The following is an 18,162-nucleotide window of genomic DNA, read 5'->3' as shown; positions in this document are numbered from 1 at the left end:
ATGACCGATGCAGTGATCGTCTCCACCGCCCGTACGCCGATCGGCAAGGCCTATCGCGGTGCACTCAACAATACCGAAGGCGCGACCCTGCTCGGGCACGCCATCGGCGAGGCCGTGGCTCGCGCCAAGGTCGATCCGGCCGAGATCGAGGATGTCGTGATGGGCGCCGCCCTGCAGCAGGGCGCCACCGGCGGCAACATTGCGCGCAAGGCGCTGATCCGCGCCGGCCTGCCGGTGACCGCCGGCGGCACCACCATCGACCGCCAGTGCGCCTCCGGCCTGCAGGCGATCGCGCTCGCGGCACGCTCGGTGATCTTCGACGGCGTCGAGATCGCGGTGGGCGGTGGCGGCGAGTCGATCAGCCTCGTGCAGAACGATCACGCCAACAAGTTCCATGCGGTCGATCCGGAACTGATGAAGATCAAGCCGGACGTCTACATGGCGATGCTCGACACCGCCGAGGTGGTCGCCAAGCGCTACAACATCTCGCGCGAAAAGCAGGACGAGTATTCGCTCGAGAGCCAGCGCCGCACCGCGGCCGCGCAGCAGGGCGGCAAGTTCAGCGACGAGATCGCCGCGATCAAGACCTCGATGGCGGTGGCCGACAAGGCGACCGGCGCGGTGTCGTTCAAGGACATTACGCTGTCGCAGGACGAGGGTCCGCGCCCGGAGACCACTGCCGAGGGCCTCGCTGGTCTGAAGGCCGTGCGCGGCGACGGCTTCACCATCACCGCCGGCAACGCCAGCCAGCTCTCCGATGGCGCCAGCGCCACGGTGATCATGAGCGACAAGGAAGCCGCCAAGCGCGGCCTCAAGCCACTCGGCATCTTCCGCGGCTTCGTTTCGGCCGGCTGCGAGCCGGACGAGATGGGTATCGGCCCGGTGTTCGCCATCCCGCGCCTGCTCAAGCGCCATGGCCTCAAGATCGAGGACATCGATCTCTGGGAACTCAATGAAGCGTTCGCCGTGCAGGTGATCTACTGCCGTGACAAGCTGGGCATCGATCCGGAGAAGCTCAACGTCAATGGCGGCTCGATCGCGGTCGGCCATCCCTACGGCATGACCGGCGCGCGCCTCACCGGCCATCTGCTGATCGAAGGCCGTCGCCGCAAGGCCAAGTACGGCGTCGTCACCATGTGCGTCGGCGGCGGCATGGGTGCGGCCGGCCTGTTCGAGATCGTGCAGTAAACTCCGACACGTCGCGCGCGGCCTCGTGGCGCGCGCGACGGCCATTTCCGAACCGCATCATTTCAAGGAGACCTCCGATGGATCTCAGTTTCAGCAAGGAAGAGCTGGCGTTTCGCGACGAAGTCCGCGCCTTCTTCAAGGAGAGCGTGCCGCCGGCGGTGCGCCAGAAGCTGCTGGAAGGCCGCCACACCAGCAAGGAAGACCTCGTCAACTGGCAGCGCACCCTCAACCGCAAGGGCTGGGCGGTGACGCATTGGCCCAAGCAGTATGGCGGCACCGGCTGGACGCCAGTCCAGCAATACATCTTCCTCGAGGAACTGCAGGCTGCGCCGGCGCCGTCGCCGCTGCCGTTCGGCGTCAACATGGTCGGGCCGGTGATCTACACCTTCGGCAACGAGGAGCAGAAGAAGTACTATCTGCCGCGTATCGCCAATCTCGACGACTGGTGGTGCCAGGGCTTCTCCGAGCCGGGCTCGGGTTCGGACCTCGCGTCGCTGAAGACCACTGCCAAGCGCAAGGGTGACGTCTACGTCATCAATGGCCAGAAGACCTGGACCACGCTGGCGCAGTACGCCGACTGGATCTTCTGCCTCTGCCGCACCGACCCGGCCGCGAAGAAGCAGTCCGGCATCTCCTTCATCCTCATCGACATGAAGTCGCGCGGCATCACCGTGCGTCCGATCCAGACCATCGATGGCGGTCACGAGGTCAACGAGGTGTTCTTCGACGACGTCGAGGTGCCGGTGACCAACCTCGTCGGCGAGGAGAACAAGGGCTGGGACTACGCCAAGTTCCTGCTCGGCAACGAGCGCACCAACATCGCCCGCGTCGGCATGTCGAAGGAGCGCATCCGCCGCATCAAGGACCTCGCGTCCAAGGTGATGGCCGGCGACAAGCCGCTGAGCGAAGATGCCCGCTTCCGCGAGAAGCTGGCGGCGACCGAGATCGAGCTCAAGGCGCTGGAACTGACGCAGATGCGCGTTGTCGCCAACGAGAGCAAGAACGGCCGCGGCAAGCCGGATCCGGCATCCTCGATCCTCAAGATCAAGGGCTCGGAAATCCAGCAGACCATCACCGAGCTTCTGCTCGACGTGATCGGCCCGTTCGCCGCGCCTTACGCGCCGGACGACGAGGACGGCCGCAACGAGTTTGCCGACTGGACCACCCAGATCGCCCCCGGTTACTTCAACTACCGCAAGGTGTCGATCTACGGCGGCTCGAACGAAATTCAGCGCAACATCATCGCCAAGGCCGTGCTCGGTCTGTGACCGCTGCGCGTGCATCCGCGACTTTGTGATTTGAGGATTGGTTCATGGATTTTGATCTCTCCGAAGAGCAGCGCCTGCTCAAGGACAGCGTCGACGGGCTGCTGAGCAGCTCCTACGACTTCGAGCAGCGCAAGAAATACGGCGCCGACAAGGGCGGCTGGAGCCGCGCGATGTGGGGCAAGCTCGCCGAGCAGGGCCTGCTCGGCCTGCCGTTCAGCGAGGAGGACGGTGGCTTCGGCGCCGGCCCGGTCGAAACCATGATTGTCATGGAAGCGCTCGGCAAGGCGCTGGTGCTCGAGCCGTATCTGGCGACCGTGGTGCTGGGCGGCGGCTTCCTGCGCCATGGCGGCTCGGCGGCGCAGAAGGCGGCCTACCTGCCGTCGATCATCGACGGCTCGAAGACGCTGGCGTTCGCCCAGCTCGAGAAGAACTCGCGCTATGACCTCGGCGACGTCACGACGACGGCGAAGAAGAGCGGCGCAGGCTATGTCATCGATGGCGAGAAGTTTGTCGTGATCCACGGCGACACCGCCGATACCCTGATCGTCTCGGCCCGCACCAAGGGCGGCCGCCACGACCGCGCCGGCATCGGCGTGTTCCTGGTGCCGGCGAATGCCAAGGGCGTCAGCATCAAGGGCTATCCCACCCAGGACGGCCTGCGCGCCGCCGACATCACCTTCTCCGGCGTCGAGGTCGGCGCGGACGCGGTGATCGGCGATGCCGAGAACGGCCTGCCGCTGATCGAGCAGGTGGTCGACGATGCCCGCATCGCGCTGTGCGCCGAGGCGGTCGGGGCGATGGAAGAGTCGCTCAAGACCACGGTCGAGTACCTCAAGACCCGCAATCAGTTCGGGGTGGCGATCGGTACCTTCCAGTCGCTGCAGCACCGTGCCTCGGACATGTTCGTGGCGCTGGAGCAGGCCCGCAGCATGTCGTACTTCGCGACCATGGCTGGCACCTATACCGATCCCAGGGAGCGCGCGACGGCGGTGGCGTCGGCCAAGGTGCAGATCGGCCGGTCGGCGCGCTTTGTCGGCCAGCAGGCGATCCAGCTCCACGGCGGCGTCGGCATGACCATGGAGTTCAAGATCGGCCATTACTTCAAGCGGCTGACCATGATCGAGAGCCTGTTCGGCGACGCCGACTATCACCTGCGCCGGGTCAGCGACCAGGGCGGCCTGCTCAAGGACTGAGACGGCAGAAGCGTTTGACACGACGGGGCGGCGACGCCCCGTCAGCCATTTTGGGGGATGCCATGCAGGGAACGCCGTTCGATCTCGCCGGCAAGGTCGCCATCATCACGGGATCGAGCCGTGGCATCGGCCGCGCCTCCGCCGAACTGCTGGCGCGGATGGGCGCGAAGGTCGTGATCTCCAGCCGCAAGGCGGAGGCCTGCGAGACGGTCGCCGCGGGCATCGTGGCCGCCGGCGGCGACGCCCATGTCATTCCCTGCAACATCAGCCGCCGCGACGAGGTCGAGGCTCTGGTCGCCGGCACGCTGTCGCACTATGGCCGGCTCGACGTACTCGTCTGCAATGCCGCGGTGAACCCGTATTACGGGCCACTGCTCGACATCAGCGACGAGGCCTTCGACAAGATCATGGGCGCCAACGTCAAGAGTAACATCTGGCTGTGCGGCCTCGCCATTCCGCACATGGCCGCCGCCGGCGGCGGCTCGGTGGTGATCATCTCCAGCATCGGCGGCCTGCGCGGCTCGACGGTGATCGGCGCCTACGGCATCTCCAAGGCGGCGGACTTTGCGCTGTGCCGCAGTCTTGCCGGCGAGTGGGGGCCGAAGAACGTGCGGGTGAACTGCATCGCGCCGGGCCTCGTGAAGACCGATTTTGCCCGCGCGCTGTGGGAGAACGAGGACGTCCTCACGCGCCGCACGGCGACGACGCCGCTGCGCCGGATCGGCGAGCCCCACGAGATCGCCGGCGCTGTCGCCTATCTCGCGTCCGATGCGTCCACCTTCATGACCGGGCAGACCATCGTGATCGATGGCGGCGTCACGACCGCGTCGGTCTGAGCGCATTCCCTGCTGGATGGTTCGGAGGGGCCCGTTCCCGGGCCCTTTGTGTGCGCGCCGCCTTGACGACGGCGGCGACAATCGCTTTGTTTGCGGTCAAAGCGCCAAGTGAAAGCCAAGCGCAGATCAACCGAACGCAAGCGAGGAAACGTCATGGCCTCCCATATTCTGGCGATCGATCAGGGCACGACGTCGTCGCGCGCCATCGTGTTCCGCGCCGACATTTCCATCGCCGCCCAGGCGCAGCAGGAATTCCCCCAGCACTTCCCGGCCTCGGGCTGGGTCGAGCACGAGCCCGAGGACATCTGGACCTCGACGCTCGCGACCTGCCGCGAGGCGTTGCTCAAGGCGGACCTGCTGGCCTCGGACATCGCCGCCATCGGCATCACCAACCAGCGCGAGACCACGGTGGTGTGGGACCGCGCCACCGGGCAGGCCGTTCACCGCGCCATCGTCTGGCAGGACCGCCGCACCGCCGAGATCTGCACCCGCCTCAAGGGCGAGGGGCATGAGCCGCTGGTGATGGAGAAGACCGGGCTGATCATCGACCCGTACTTCTCCGGCACCAAGGTGGCCTGGATCCTCGATCATACCCCCGGCGCGCGGGTGCGGGCCGAGCGTGGCGAACTGCTGTTCGGCACCATCGATTGCTACCTGCTGTGGCGCCTCACCGGCGGCCGGGTGCATGCGACCGACGCGACCAATGCCTCGCGCACCCTGATGTTCAACATCCATACCGGCATGTGGGACGACGACCTCTTGAAGATCCTGCGCGTGCCGCGCTCGATGCTGCCGGAGGTCAAGGATTCGTCGGCGCTGTTCGGCGAGACCACGCCGGAGCTGTTCGACGGCGTGATCGCCATCCGCGGCATCGCCGGCGACCAGCAGGCCGCGACCATTGGCCAGGCCTGCTTCACCCCGGGCATGATGAAGTCGACCTATGGCACGGGCTGCTTCGCATTGCTCAACACCGGCACGACACCGGTCGCCTCCAAAAACAAGCTTCTCACCACGGTGGCCTATCAGCTCAACGGCAAGCGCACCTATGCGCTCGAAGGCTCGATCTTCGTGGCGGGATCGTCGGTGCAATGGCTGCGCGATGGCCTGCGCATCATCAAGAATGCGGCGGAGACCGGGCCGCTGGCGGACCAGTCCGATCCGATGCAGTCGGTCTATCTCGTGCCGGCTTTCGTCGGCCTCGGCGCGCCGTACTGGAATCCGCGAGTGCGCGGCGGCCTGTTCGGCCTGACCCGCAACACCGGGCCGGCCGAGATCGCCCATGCGGCGCTGGAAAGCGTCTGCTACCAGACCTACGATCTGTGGGCGGCGATGCGCGCCGATTGGCCGGAGGCCACCGAGGCCAGCACGGTGCTGCGCGTCGACGGCGGCATGACCGCGTCGGACTGGACCATGCAGCGCCTCGCCGATTTGCTCAACGCGCCGGTCGACCGGCCGATGATCCAGGAGACGACCGCGCTCGGCGCGGCGTATCTCGCGGGCCTCGGCGCCGGGGTCTATCCGGAGCCGGCGCGCTTTGCCGACAACTGGCGGCTCGAGCATCGCTTCAAGCCGAACATGAGTGACGCGACACGGCAGCGCAAGCTCAAGGGCTGGAGCCGCGCGGTGACGGGCCTGCTCGCCAGCGATCCCGGCGAGGACGAGCCGGGGTGACCGCCGCGCTGGCCGATGACCATCACGACCTGCCGGCCGGCAAGATCGCGGCCGTGGTCACGCATCTGGAGATGTTCGTGCCGCCGCCGCCGCCGCCGCGCGGGACGCCGAGCTTGCGGCGATCCTGCAATCGCCGCAAGTCGAGGTCTATGCGCTGGAGAGCGGCGGCGTGGATGCGGGGCTGCTCGAGCTCGACTTCCGGACGCCCGGCGATTGCGAACTGGCGTTCTTCGGCATTACCGCGCCGCTGATCGGCCGCGGCGCCGGGCGCTGGCTGATGACCCAGGCGCTGGCGCGCGCCTGGTCGGAGCCGGTGTCGCGGGTCTGGGTGCACACCTGCACCTTCGATCATCCGGCGGCGCTCGCGTTCTACCAGCGCTCCGGCTTCCGGCCGTTCCGCCGCCAGATCGAGATCGTCGACGATCCGCGCCTCGCCGGCATTCTGCCGCTCTCGGCGGCGCCGCATGTGCCGGTGATCGGCGCACGATCCTGATCGCCGGAGCGCGCGCCGGCGCGCCGGCACAAGCGCGTTCTAGCTGTTCCGCGCGAGGAGATGCCCCATTGCTGCAACGATCCAGCGCCATTCCGCGCCGGGCGGATCGGCCGCATCGTCGCCGCGCAGGATCGCCAGCAGCTCCTGATAGCGCGCCGAACGGGCGTGATGGGTCCGGTATTGCGACAGCTGCCAGTCGAGGAAGGCGGCATCGGGCGTTCGCTTCATCGCTGCCGCCGACCGCTGCAGCCAGTCCTGCGCAATCGTGCGTCCGGTGTTCGATTGCGGGGCCTCTCCCGCTGTCATGGCCTCGCGGACGCGGGCAAACGTGGCCTCAGACGCGGCGGCGTAGGCTGCGGCGTCGAACGCGCCGTCCCACATCTGCGCCATGCCAGCCTTGACGGCCTCGACATAGCGGGTGTCGGCGAGCATGGCCTGCAGTTCGGTCCAGGCGTCGATTTGCGCAGGCGTCGGATCGTCGGGGAGATCGGGCGTCGCAGCGTCGATCATCTGCCGGCGCCATGCCGGATCGATCGGCAGGTCGCCAGCGGCCTGGTCATAGAACCGTTCGACGGCTGTGCGGAACTCGGCGTGGGACAGGCTGGTCACGGTCCATAGTCTCCTGAGGTCGTGGTGGGTCGGGCTATCGGCGGCCAGGGCGGCGCGCAGGACACAGGCAATGCGGCGCTTGGCCCGGATCTCGGCATCGAGCGCGTCGAGGCGCAGCCGCAGCACGTCGCCGAGGGCGAGGCGGCGGGACAGCAGCTTGCCGATGTCGTCGAGCGATACGCCGGCCTCGCGCAGCGCCAGGATGAGGTCGAGACGGGCGAGGTCGGCGGCCGCATACATGCGATAGCCGCTGCCCGTCCGCCCGGTCGGGGGCAGCAGGCCCTCGTCGGAATAGAAGCGCAGCCGGCGGACGGAGACGCCGGTGAGGCGTGACAGTTCACCGATGGTGTAGGTTGTCTCACTCATGGTGCGGTTCTACGGGCTCCAGCAGGTGGAGAGTCAAGCGCCAGTCCGGTAGCGTTCGAAACGCTTGCGGAGCAGACATGCGGGCCGAGCGGCTAGGAAGCCGCCCGCGGCTTTGGCATCCTCGACAGGTCGACGTGTTGGAGGTGGGCCTGTGATCCTGATCGGACAATACGATTCTCCGTTCGTCCGCCGCGTGGCGATCGCGCTGCGCCTGTATGGTGTCGCGTTCGAACATCGGCCGTGGTCGACCTTCGGCGACGCCGACAAGATCGCGCCGTTCAATCCGCTGCGCCGCGTGCCGACGCTGGTGCTCGATGACGGCGAGGTGCTGATCGAGAGCGCTGCGATTCTGGATTATCTCGACGAGCAGGCCGGTGCGGCACGGGCCATGCTGCCGGAAAGCGGTGCGCCGCGGCGGCACGCGCTCAAGGTCTGTGCGCTTGCCACCGGCCTTGGCGACAAGGCGGTTGCGCTGGTCTACGAGCGGGTGCTGCACAAGGAGCGCTCCGAACTGTGGCTCGTGCGCTGCCGCACCCAGATCGCAGCCGTGCTCGATGTGCTGGAGCAGGATCGCGCCAGCCGCACGTCGCCATGGTGGTTCGGGCCGCGCATCGGCCATGCTGACATTGCGGTCGGCTGCGCGCTCCGTTTCACGCGCGAGGCGCACCCCGGCGTCGTCGATGTCGCGCACTGGCCCGCGCTCGCCGCCCATGCCACGGCCTGCGAGGCGCTGCCTGAGTTCAAGGAGATCGTGCAGCCATTCCAGCCGCCGGGCGATTAGTTTCTCGTTTCTGCCTGGGACGCCGCGTTTCGTCTTGCTCGAATACAAGATGGCCGGGCAGAGGCCCGGCCAACTTGGCGTCGATCGGATCGGTCGGGGCGCGTTACGCCCGCGCCGCCTTCTTGCGGTATTGCAGATGGAACGCGCAGGCGCAGCCCGGCGGGTGGCTCTGCACGTCGCCGTCCGTCGTGGCGGCCTCGCCGCCAGCCGGCGCGGGGTTGGAGTTTGCCGTCGGAATGTAGTTCAGCACCGGCGCCAGCCAGCGCTCGGCTTCAGCCACCTCCCAGCCCTTGCGGGCGGCGTAGTCCTCGACCTGGTCGCGCTCGATCTTGCCGACACCGAAATAGAAGCTTTCGGGGTGGCTGAAATAGAGCCCGGACACCGACGATCCCGGCCACATCGCAAAGCTTTCCGTCAGCTTGACGCCGGCGGTGCGCTCGGCGTCGAGCAGATCGAACAGCGTGCCCTTCTCGGTGTGGTCGGGCTGCGCCGGATAGCCGGGCGCGGGACGGATGCCGGCGTACTGTTCGAGGATCAGTTCGCTGTTGCTGAAGCCTTCATCCGGTGCATAGCCCCAGAACTCCTTGCGTACGCGCTGATGCATGCGCTCGGCGAAGGCCTCCGCGAGGCGGTCGGCGAGCGCCTTGACCAGGATCGAGGAATAGTCGTCGTTGGCGCGCTTGAAGCGGTCGGCGATGGCATCCTCGCCGAGGCCGGCGGTGACGACGAACGAGCCGATGTAGTCGGGCACGCCGCTGTCGCGTGGCGCGATGAAGTCCGACAGCGCGACGTTGAAGCGGCCTTCGCGCTTTTCGAGCTGCTGGCGCAGCGTGTGATAGGTCGCGATCGGCGTGGTGCGGGCCTCGTCGGCGTAGACCTGGATATCGTCGCCGACTGCGTTGGCCGGCCAGAAGCCGATGGTGGCGGACGCCTTGAACCACTTTTCGTCGACGATCTGCTGCAGCATGCGCTGGGCGTCTTCATAGAGCGAACGCGCCACCGGTCCTGCCTTGGGGTCGTCCAGGATTGCCGGGAAGCGGCCCGTCAGCTCCCAGGTCTGGAAGAACGGCGTCCAGTCGATGAACTCAACGAGTTCGCTGAGCGGATAGTCGGTGAAGCTCCGGGTGCCGATGAACGACGGCTTCTTCGGCGAGACCTTCGACCAGTCGATCTTCATGCCGTTGTCGCGCGCCTGCTTCAGCGACAGGCGCCTCTTGTCGGCCTGCGCCCGGGCGTGGGCCGTCGAGATCTTCAGATACTCCTGGCGGATATCAGCGGCATAGGCCTCACGCCTGTCCGGCGACAGCAGCGACGAGGCGACGCCGACCGCGCGGCTGGCATCGTTGACATGGACCACCGGCCCGCGGGTGTAGTTCGGGTCGATCTTCACCGCGGTATGGACGCGGCTGGTGGTGGCACCGCCGATCAGCAGCGGCATGTCCAGTCCGTTGCGCTGCATTTCCGCGGCGAGGTGGCACATCTCGTCGAGCGACGGCGTGATCAGGCCCGACAATCCGATGATGTCTGCCTGCTCGGCCTTCGCCGTTTCGATGATCTTCGCCGCCGGCACCATGACGCCGAGGTCGATGACCTCGAAGTTGTTGCACTGGAGGACGACGCCGACAATGTTCTTGCCGATGTCGTGGACGTCGCCCTTTACGGTGGCGAGCACGATCTTGCCGGCCGAGTTGCGGCCGACGCTGCCGCCTGCCGCCTGTTCGCGCGCCTTCTCTTCTTCCATGAACGGCAGCAGATAGGCGACGGCCTGTTTCATGACGCGCGCGGATTTCACGACCTGCGGCAGGAACATCTTGCCGTCGCCGAACAGGTCGCCGACGACGTTCATGCCCGACATCAGCGGGCCTTCGATGACGCTGAGCGGGCGGTCGGCGGCGAGCCGTGCCTGCTCGGTGTCCTGCTCGATGAATTCGGTGATGCCATGTACCAGCGCATGCGACAGGCGCTTGTCCACCGGCCACTCGCGCCAGGCGAGGTCGGCCTCCTTGACCTGCTTCTCCTGTCCCCGGAATTTCTCGGCCAGCGCCAGCAGCCGCTCGGACGCGCCGGGATCGCGGTTGAGGACGACATCCTCGCAGACCTGGCGCAGCTCCGGATCGAGGTCGTCATAAACAGCCATCTGGCCGGCATTGACGATGCCCATGTCCATGCCCGCCTTGATGGCGTGATACAGGAACACCGAGTGCATCGCCTCGCGCACCGGCTCATTGCCGCGGAACGAGAACGACAGGTTGGAGACGCCGCCGGAAATATGGGCGTGGGGCAGGTTCTGGCGGATCCAGCGCGTCGCCTCGATGAAGTCGACGCCGTAGTTGTTGTGCTCCTCGATGCCGGTGGCGATCGCGAACACGTTGGGGTCGAAGATGATGTCTTCCGGCGGGAAGTTCAGCCGCTCGACCAGGAGGTCATAGGCGCGCTTGCAGATCTCGATCTTGCGTTCGTAGGTGTCGGCCTGGCCCTTTTCGTCGAACGCCATCACCACCACGGCGGCGCCGTGGCGTCGGGCGATGGTGGCCTCATGGATGAACTTGTCCTCGCCTTCCTTCATCGAGATCGAGTTGACGATCGGCTTGCCCTGGACGCACTTCAGGCCGGCCTCGATGACGTGGAATTTGGAGGAGTCGACCATCACCGGCACGCGGGCGATGTCAGGCTCGGAGGCAACGAGGTTGAGGAAGGTGATCATCGCCTGCTCGGAATCGAGCAGGCCCTCGTCCATGTTGACGTCGATGACCTGGGCGCCGTTCTCGACCTGCTCGCGCGCCACCTGCAGCGCGGCGGTGTAGTCGCCGTTGGTGATCAGTTTGCGGAAGCGCGCCGATCCCGTGACGTTGGTACGCTCGCCGACATTGACGAACGGGATCGATGGCGTCAGCGAGAACGGCTCGAGGCCGGACAGGCGCAGCAGCGGCGCGATGGTCGGGATCTGGCGCGGGGCATGCGGCGCCACCGCCGCGGCAATCGCGGCGATGTGGGCCGGCGTGGTGCCGCAGCAGCCGCCGACGATGTTGACAAGGCCGGCGGCGGCGAATTCGCCGACAAGGCCCGCCATGTATTCGGGGCTTTCGTCGTACTGGCCGAACTCGTTGGGCAGGCCGGCGTTGGGATAGGCGCACACCAGCGTGTCGGCGACGCGGCCGATGTCGGCGATATGGGCGCGCAGGTCCTCGGCGCCGAGCGCGCAGTTGAAGCCGATCGTCGCGGGCTGGGCGTGGCGCACCGAGTGCCAGAAGGCTTCCGGCATCTGGCCGGACAGCAGGCGGCCGGACTTGTCGGTGATGGTGCCCGAAATCATGATCGGCACCTGGATGCCCCGGGCCTCGCAGATCTCGGCGATGGCGTAGAGGGCCGCCTTGGCGTTCAGCGTGTCGAAGATGGTCTCGACCAGCAGGATGTCGGCGCCGCCGTCGAGCAGGCCGTTGACCTGCTCGCTGTAGGCGATGCGCAGGTCGTCGAACGTCACGGCGCGGTAGCCGGGATTGCTGACGTCGGGCGAGATCGATGCCGTACGGTTGGTCGGGCCGAGGGCGCCGGCGACGAAGCGCGGCTTGCCGTCCTCGGCGCTGACCGTTTTCGCCGCTGCGCGCGCGAGGCGGGCGCCTTCGCGGTTGAGCTCGTAGGCGATATCAGCAAGGTCGTAGTCGGCCTGGGCGATCGAGGTCGACGAGAAAGTGTTGGTGGCGACGATGTCGGCGCCGGCGCGCAGATACTGGGCGTGGATGTCCTCGATCGCGTCCGGCTGGGTCAGGATCAGGAGGTCGTTGTTGCCGCGCAGGTCACGGTGAAAATCCTTGAAGCGCGCCCCGCGGAACGCAGCCTCGTCGAATTGCAGCGCCTGGATCATGGTGCCCATGGCGCCGTCGAGCACCAGGATGCGCTCTGCGGCGAGCTGGCGCAGGCGAGTTTCGGTCTCGGAGCGAACGGGCGCGGTCATGTCGGACTCGTACAAAAGGTTTCGGGGGTCAGGCCGCCTGCTGTTGCGACGGGCGCAGGCCGAGCAGATGGCTGATGGCAAACACCAGGTCTGCGCGATTCATGGTGTAGAAGTGGAAGGTGTCGATGCCCTGCTTGGCGAGCTTCTGCACCTGGCCCGCAGCGACCGTTGCCGCCACCAGCTTGCGGGTCTCAGGATCGTCGTCGAGCCCGTCGAACTTCGCCGCCAGCCAGTCCGGCACGGTGGTGCCGGCACGGGTGACGAAATTGCGCGCCTGCTTGAAATTGTGCATCGGCATGATCCCCGGCACGATCGGAATGTCGATGCCGCGGGCGCGCACACGGTCGACGAAGCGATAGTAGAGGTCGTTGTCGAAGAACACCTGGGTGATGGCGCGTGTCGCGCCGGCGTCGACCTTGGCCTTGAGGCCGTCGATGTCGGCATCGAAGGTCGGGCTCTCCGGATGCTTTTCCGGATAGGCCGAGACCGAGACCTCGATGTCCGGATGCCGGCGCTTGATGCCGGCGATCAACTCGGACGAGGTCTGGTAGCCGTCCGGATGGGCGATGAAGGGCGTGCCGATGCCGGCCACCGGATCACCGCGCAGCGCGACGATGTGGCGGACGCCGATCTCGTGATAACGGTCGACGATCTCGTCGATCTCGCCGCGCGGTGCGCCGACGCAGGTCAGGTGCGCGGCCGGCAGCAGGTCGGTCTCGTTGAGAATGCGGGCGATGGTCGCGTGGGTGCGCTCGCGGGTCGAGCCGCCGGCGCCATAGGTGACGGACACGAATGTCGGCTGCAGCGGGGCGAGCCGCTTGATGGTGTCCCACAGGTTCGTTTCCATCTCCGCCGTCTTGGGCGGGAAGAACTCGAACGAGATGCGGGGGAGTTTGGCGGCGGGGCCGCCGCTGGCGGTCGGCGCGGTCTCACTCATTGTGTTTCGAACTCCACGCAACGTCTGGTCGCGGCCGCGTCATGCACGCCGGGGTGTTGCCATGTGGGACGCAAACATAAGCCAAGGGGCCGGCCGCGCCCAGCCCATTGAGAGGCTCATTTCCGTGGGAATTTGCCCACTATAGCCCATTATTCGTAGAAAATCTGAGAGAATTTCGATGGCGATGGGATGGACTTCGGACGGGCTTTCTATTGATCGAGGCGTGATTAAAAGATTGTTTCAAAAGTAAAAATTTCGAAACTAAAAGCGCTTGTTGCGGCCTTTGGGTGTGGGCAGACGTTGAATTTCATCAATTCGTAAAATTTCTGCCCACACCTCCCGGGCTTTAGCTCGCCGATTCGCTGAAGGTCGCCCGGAACGGATGGGCCGGGTAGACGCCGATGATCCGCAGCTCGCGGGAGAAGAAGCGCAGTTCTTCCAGGGCGTTGGCGAGCGAGCGGTCGTCGGGGTGGCCGTCGACGTCAGCGTAGAACTGGGTGGCGAAGAAGTTGCCGTCCACCATGTAGCTTTCCAGCTTGGTCATGTTGACGCCGTTGGTGGCGAAGCCGCCGAGGGCCTTGTAGAGCGCCGCCGGCAGGTTGCGCACCCGGAAGACGAAGGTCGTGACCAGCGGGGTGGTGCTTGGCTGGGCCCACTTTTCGTTGCGCGACAGCACCACGAAGCGGGTGGTGTTATGGGCTTCGTCCTCGATGTCTGCGCTCAGGATGTCGAGGCCGTAGATTTCGGCAGCCAGCTTCGACGAGATCGCGGCGCAGGTCTTGTCGCCGCGCTCGGCGACGGCGCGGGCCGAGCCTGCGGTGTCGACGGCGACGATGGGCTTGATGCCGAGTTTGCGGATGATCTTGCGGCACTGGCCGAGGGCGTGAACGTGACTTTCCACGGTCTTGATGCCTTCCAGCGTTGCGCCGCGGGGGGCGACGAGCTGGTGGCGGATCGGCAGGAACCACTCGCCGATGATGAAGAGCCCGGAATGCGGCAGCAGGTGGTGGATGTCGGCAACGCGGCCGGCGACCGAGTTCTCGATCGGAATCATGCCGAGATCGGCCTCGCCCGAGGAAATCGCGGCGAGGGCATCTTCGAAGGTCGCGCAGGGCATGGCCTCGGCGTCAGGGTAGGCCTCGGCGATCGCGATGTGGGAGTTCGCGCCTTTTTCGCCCTGGAATGCGATTTTCATGATCGGCTCGTCGGGTTCGGGATGATCGTTCAGGAGGCGCCCAGCATCTGCCGGGCGATCTCGAGGTCATGGGGCGTATCGACGCCGAGCGGCACGGTGTCAACCACCGCGACGTCGATGCGCATGCCGGCCTCGATCGCCCGCAACTGCTCGAGCTTCTCGCGGGTTTCCAGCGGGGACGGCGGCAGCGACACGAAGCGTGCCAGCGCCGCCCTGCGATAGGCATAGAGGCCGATGTGATGGTAGCGCGGCCCGTCGCCGTAGGGTGCCGTCGCCCGGGTGAAATACAGCGCCCGCAGGCGGTCCGCGGCGAGCGGCGAGCCGATGACCTTCACCACGTTGGGGGAGGTGTGCTCGTCGTCCTTGCTGATCACCGCGGCGAGGGTGGCGATGTCAACGGCGGGATCCTCCAGCGGGCCCAGCGCCGCGCGAATGTCGGAGGGGGCGATGGTGGGCAGGTCGCCCTGGACGTTGACAATGATCCGGACCTCGCCCGCCGGATCCAGCCGCGTCAGCGCCTCGTGGATGCGGTCGGAGCCTGAGGGATGGTCGGCGCTGGTCATGACGGCCTCGCCGCCATGGGCCGCGACGGCGGCGGCGATCTCGTCGGTGTCGGTCGCCACCACCACCCGGCCAATGCCCGCCTCCTGGGCACGGCGCCAGACCTGAACGATCATGGGCACGCCGCCGATGTCCTTGAGCGGCTTGCCCGCGAGTCGGGTGGCCGCCATGCGGGAGGGAATCAGCAGCAGGGTGTCGGATCGGGCCATGAGGTCGAAGTCGCGTGAGGTGGAAAAATCGGAAATTCGCGCGCGTTTTCAACGCGACGGGGGCGGTTATACGGGTTGCCAGCGCGCAGGCAAACCGTTATCTCGTTGCAGCGATTGCGAATGCTTGATTTCGGGGCCGTTTTTTGGTTTTCAGTCACGTTATTCGCGCGCCCGAGCATGCGTGCAACGTGACCTTCCGGCGGTGGGGCCTGATCCGATATGGACTCCTTTGAACTCAACAAGATCATGGGCGCAATTCTGGGCACCTGCCTGGTCTTGATGGTGATGAATCTGACCGCCAACGCGGTCTTCACCCCGAAGACGGCGGCCAAGCCGGGCTTCGAGATCGCCGTGAAGGAAGAGAGCGGCGGCGGCGAGAAGGCCGCGGCGGCTGCGCCGTCGGAGCCGATCGAGAAGCTGCTGCAGACCGCTTCGGTCGAGAAGGGCGCGACGGCCGCCAAGAAATGCGCCGCTTGCCACACCTTCGAGAAGGGCGGTCCCAACCGTGTGGGTCCGAACCTCTACGGCATCGTCGATCGCGACCGCGCGTCGGAAGCCGGCTTCAATTACTCGGCGCCGATGAAGGCCAAGGGTGGCAAGTGGACCTTCGACGAACTCAACAAGTTCCTCGCCAACCCGAAGGGCTACATCGCCGGCACCGCGATGGGCTTCGCCGGCCTGCCGAAGGACAGCGAGCGCGCCGACGTCATCGATTATCTGCGGACGCTGGCCGACAACCCCGTGCCGGTGCCGACCGCGGCGAAGTAACCGCCGGGATCAACAATCTGTCATCTGCAAACGGCCGGGCTCGTCCTGGCCGTTTTCGTTTGTCGGCCTTTTCCGCGTATCCGCCCCTTGATCGCTCCCAACTCGTGACCTTTGGCCGCAAAGATGGTCCCGGGGGTGGTAACCTTTCCAAAAACCGACATAATCGCTGGGGACGCTGATCCGGGGGGACGCCCGGCAGTATGCACCGGCACAATCACAGGAATGTCTGTTTGAAAATTTCCCGACGCCGCGTTCTCCAGAGCGGAGCCATCGCCGCAGCGGTCCCGCTGTTTCAGACAACCCCCGCCGCCTTTCTCGTCACCGCGGCGCGCGCCGACGATGCGCCGGGCGGAACGCCCTGGCGGCACGCGCTGTCGCTGTTCGACGACATCAAGTACCCGGCGGACTTCAAGCGCTTCGACTATGTCAATCCCGACGCGCCGAAGGGCGGCAGCGTGCGGCAGCTCGAAATCGGCACCTTCGACAGCTTCAACATCGTCGTCGCCGGGTTGAAGGGCAATCCGCCGGGCGGCCTCGGCCTGATCTACGAAACGCTGATGGTCGATTCGCGCGATGAAGTGTCGACCAACTATGGCCTGCTCGCGGAGGCCGCGACCTATCCGGACGACCGCTCCTACGTGATCTACCGCCTGCGCAAGGAGGCACGCTGGCACGATGGCAAGCCGGTGACGCCGGAAGATGTCATCTTCTCGTTCGACGCCTTCAAAACCAACAGCCCGATGTACAGCGCCTACTATCGGCACATCACCAAGGTCGAGAAGGTCGGCGACCGCGACGTCAAGTTCGTGTTCGATGCGCCCGGCAACCGCGAACTGCCGACCATCGCGGGCCAACTGGTGATCCTGCCCAAGCACTGGTGGGAGGGGACGGACGCGCAGGGGCGCAAGCGCGACGTCGGCTCGACCATGCTGGAGCCACCGCTGGGCTCGGGGCCCTATCGTATCAAGGATTTCGTCGCCGCCCGCTCGCTGGTGATGGAGCGTGTCCCCGACTATTGGGGCAGCAAGCTGCCGGTCAACGTCGGCCTGAACAACTTCGACCAGATCCGCTATGAGTTTTTCCGCGACGACACCGTGGCGCGGGAGGCGTTCAAGGCGGACCAGGTCGACTGGATTCTCGAGCGCAGCGCCAAGGAATGGTCGACGGCCTATGACTTTCCGGCCGTGCGAGACGGCCGCGTGATCAAGGAGAAATTCCCGGTCAACAGCGTCGGCCGGATGCAGGGTTTCGTCTTCAATCTTCGTCGCCCGCTGTTCTCCGACGTCCGGCTGCGTCGCGCCTTCAACTTCGCGTTCGACTTCGAGGAGATGAACCGCCAGCTCTCCACCGGCGAGTACAGCCGCGACAACAGCTATTTCGAAGGCACGGAGCTGGCGTCGTCCGGCCTGCCGCAGGGCCTCGAGCTGCAACTGCTGGAGCCGCTCCGCGACAAGATCCCGCCGGAGATCTTCACCACGCCCTATACCAATCCGGTCGGCGGTAGCGCCGAGGCGCTTCGCAGCAACCTGCGCGAAGCCGCGCGCCTGCTCAAGGAGGCAGGCTTCGATGTCCGCGACCGCAAGCTGGTCGATCCGCAAGGCAAGCCCGTCAGCATCGAATTCCTCAGCCGCGACCAGGGCGACGAGCGCATCATCCTGTTCTACAAGCCGAACCTCGAGCGGCTCGGCATCACGGTGACCGTGCGCACGGTCGACGACGTGCAGTATCAGAACCGTCTGCGGGCCTTCGACTTCGATCTCGTGACCGGCCTCTGGGCGCAGTCGCTCTCGCCGGGCAACGAGCAGCGCGACTATTTCGGATCGCAATCGGCGGACAAGCCGGGATCGCGCAACCTCGCCGGCATCAAGAACCCGGCGGTGGATGCGCTGATCGAGCGCATCATCTACGCGCCGAACCGCGTTGAACTCGTGGCCGCCTGCAAGGCGCTCGACCGCGTGCTGCTGTGGAATTTCTATGTCGTTCCGCAGTTCACCTACGGTTTCCAGCGCTACGCCCGCTGGGACCGCTTCAGCCATCCGGAGCCGATGCCGAAATACGCCATCTCCGGATTCCCGACACTCTGGTGGTACGACGAGGCCAAGGCAGCAAAGATCGGCAAACGTTCTTGAGGGCTC

Annotated in this window: 13 protein-coding genes and 1 pseudogene; 9 read left to right on the top strand and 5 right to left on the bottom strand. The window is 66.2% G+C overall.

Going from position 1 to position 18,162, the window contains the following annotated elements; genetic code table 11:
- The 6 genes and pseudogenes from JQ639_RS16840 (at position 1) to JQ639_RS16815 (ending at position 6,649) form a co-directional block, all read left to right on the top strand.
- The gene (locus tag JQ639_RS16840; RefSeq protein WP_211966631.1) at positions 1-1,188 is read left to right on the top strand and encodes an acetyl-CoA C-acyltransferase; all 1,188 of its coding nucleotides are present in this window, start codon (positions 1-3) and stop codon (positions 1,186-1,188) included.
- 77 nt (positions 1,189-1,265) lie between these two features.
- Positions 1,266-2,456, top strand: a complete 1,191-nt coding sequence (gene pimC, locus JQ639_RS16835) for a pimeloyl-CoA dehydrogenase large subunit (RefSeq protein ID WP_211966632.1) — start codon at positions 1,266-1,268, stop codon at positions 2,454-2,456.
- Between the two features lie 44 nt (positions 2,457-2,500).
- Positions 2,501-3,649 carry a pimeloyl-CoA dehydrogenase small subunit gene (gene pimD, locus JQ639_RS16830; protein ID WP_211966633.1) on the top strand — a complete coding sequence of 383 codons (1,149 nt, stop codon included), beginning with the start codon at positions 2,501-2,503 and terminating at the stop codon, positions 3,647-3,649.
- Positions 3,650-3,711: 62 nt separating this feature from the next.
- Entirely contained in the window at positions 3,712-4,485 is a 774-nt protein-coding gene (locus JQ639_RS16825) for an SDR family NAD(P)-dependent oxidoreductase (protein ID WP_211966634.1), read from the top strand.
- A gap of 153 nt (positions 4,486-4,638) precedes the next feature.
- Positions 4,639-6,156: a glycerol kinase GlpK gene (glpK, locus tag JQ639_RS16820; protein ID WP_211966635.1), complete on the top strand. Its 1,518-nt coding sequence runs from the start codon at positions 4,639-4,641 to the stop codon at positions 6,154-6,156.
- Positions 6,153-6,649 (top strand): annotated as a pseudogene (locus tag JQ639_RS16815) (GNAT family N-acetyltransferase). The gene glpK and the pseudogene JQ639_RS16815 overlap by 4 nt, the downstream one beginning before the upstream one ends.
- 39 nt (positions 6,650-6,688) lie before the next feature.
- On the opposite strand, the gene JQ639_RS16810 reads toward JQ639_RS16815, so the two are convergent.
- On the bottom strand, positions 6,689-7,624 hold the full coding sequence (locus JQ639_RS16810) for a MerR family transcriptional regulator (RefSeq protein WP_211966636.1): 936 nt from the start codon (positions 7,622-7,624) through the stop codon (positions 6,689-6,691).
- A gap of 151 nt (positions 7,625-7,775) precedes the next feature.
- On the opposite strand from JQ639_RS16810, the gene JQ639_RS16805 reads away from it, so the two are divergent.
- Complete coding sequence (locus tag JQ639_RS16805) at positions 7,776-8,405, top strand: glutathione S-transferase family protein (protein WP_211966637.1); 630 nt, start codon at positions 7,776-7,778, stop codon at positions 8,403-8,405.
- Between the two features lie 103 nt (positions 8,406-8,508).
- Here the strand turns inward: JQ639_RS16805 and metH are convergent, their stop codons facing one another.
- From metH to JQ639_RS16785, 4 genes are all read right to left on the bottom strand, one after another.
- Positions 8,509-12,357 carry a methionine synthase gene (metH, locus tag JQ639_RS16800; protein ID WP_211966638.1) on the bottom strand — a complete coding sequence of 1,283 codons (3,849 nt, stop codon included), beginning with the start codon at positions 12,355-12,357 and terminating at the stop codon, positions 8,509-8,511.
- Positions 12,358-12,385: 28 nt separating this feature from the next.
- Positions 12,386-13,294, bottom strand: a complete 909-nt coding sequence (gene metF, locus JQ639_RS16795; RefSeq protein ID WP_211966639.1) for a methylenetetrahydrofolate reductase [NAD(P)H] — start codon at positions 13,292-13,294, stop codon at positions 12,386-12,388.
- Between the two features lie 346 nt (positions 13,295-13,640).
- On the bottom strand, positions 13,641-14,489 hold the full coding sequence (locus JQ639_RS16790) for a prephenate dehydratase (protein ID WP_211966640.1): 849 nt from the start codon (positions 14,487-14,489) through the stop codon (positions 13,641-13,643).
- 29 nt (positions 14,490-14,518) lie between these two features.
- The gene (locus JQ639_RS16785) at positions 14,519-15,259 is read right to left on the bottom strand and encodes a 3-deoxy-manno-octulosonate cytidylyltransferase (protein WP_211966641.1); all 741 of its coding nucleotides are present in this window, start codon (positions 15,257-15,259) and stop codon (positions 14,519-14,521) included.
- A 219-nt stretch (positions 15,260-15,478) separates the two neighbouring features.
- Here JQ639_RS16785 and JQ639_RS16780 point away from each other — a divergent pair, with 219 nt between their 5' ends.
- Together JQ639_RS16780 and JQ639_RS16775 are read left to right on the top strand one after the other, a co-directional pair.
- Complete coding sequence (locus JQ639_RS16780; protein WP_211966642.1) at positions 15,479-16,027, top strand: c-type cytochrome; 549 nt, start codon at positions 15,479-15,481, stop codon at positions 16,025-16,027.
- A gap of 230 nt (positions 16,028-16,257) precedes the next feature.
- Positions 16,258-18,156, top strand: a complete 1,899-nt coding sequence (locus tag JQ639_RS16775) for an extracellular solute-binding protein (RefSeq protein WP_211966643.1) — start codon at positions 16,258-16,260, stop codon at positions 18,154-18,156.
- The last annotated feature ends 6 nt before the right edge of the window (positions 18,157-18,162 follow it).

Source organism: Bradyrhizobium sp. U87765 SZCCT0048 (assembly GCF_018131225.1).
GTDB lineage: Bacteria > Pseudomonadota > Alphaproteobacteria > Rhizobiales > Xanthobacteraceae > Bradyrhizobium_A.
This window is presented reverse-complemented; position numbering and strand designations above follow the sequence as displayed.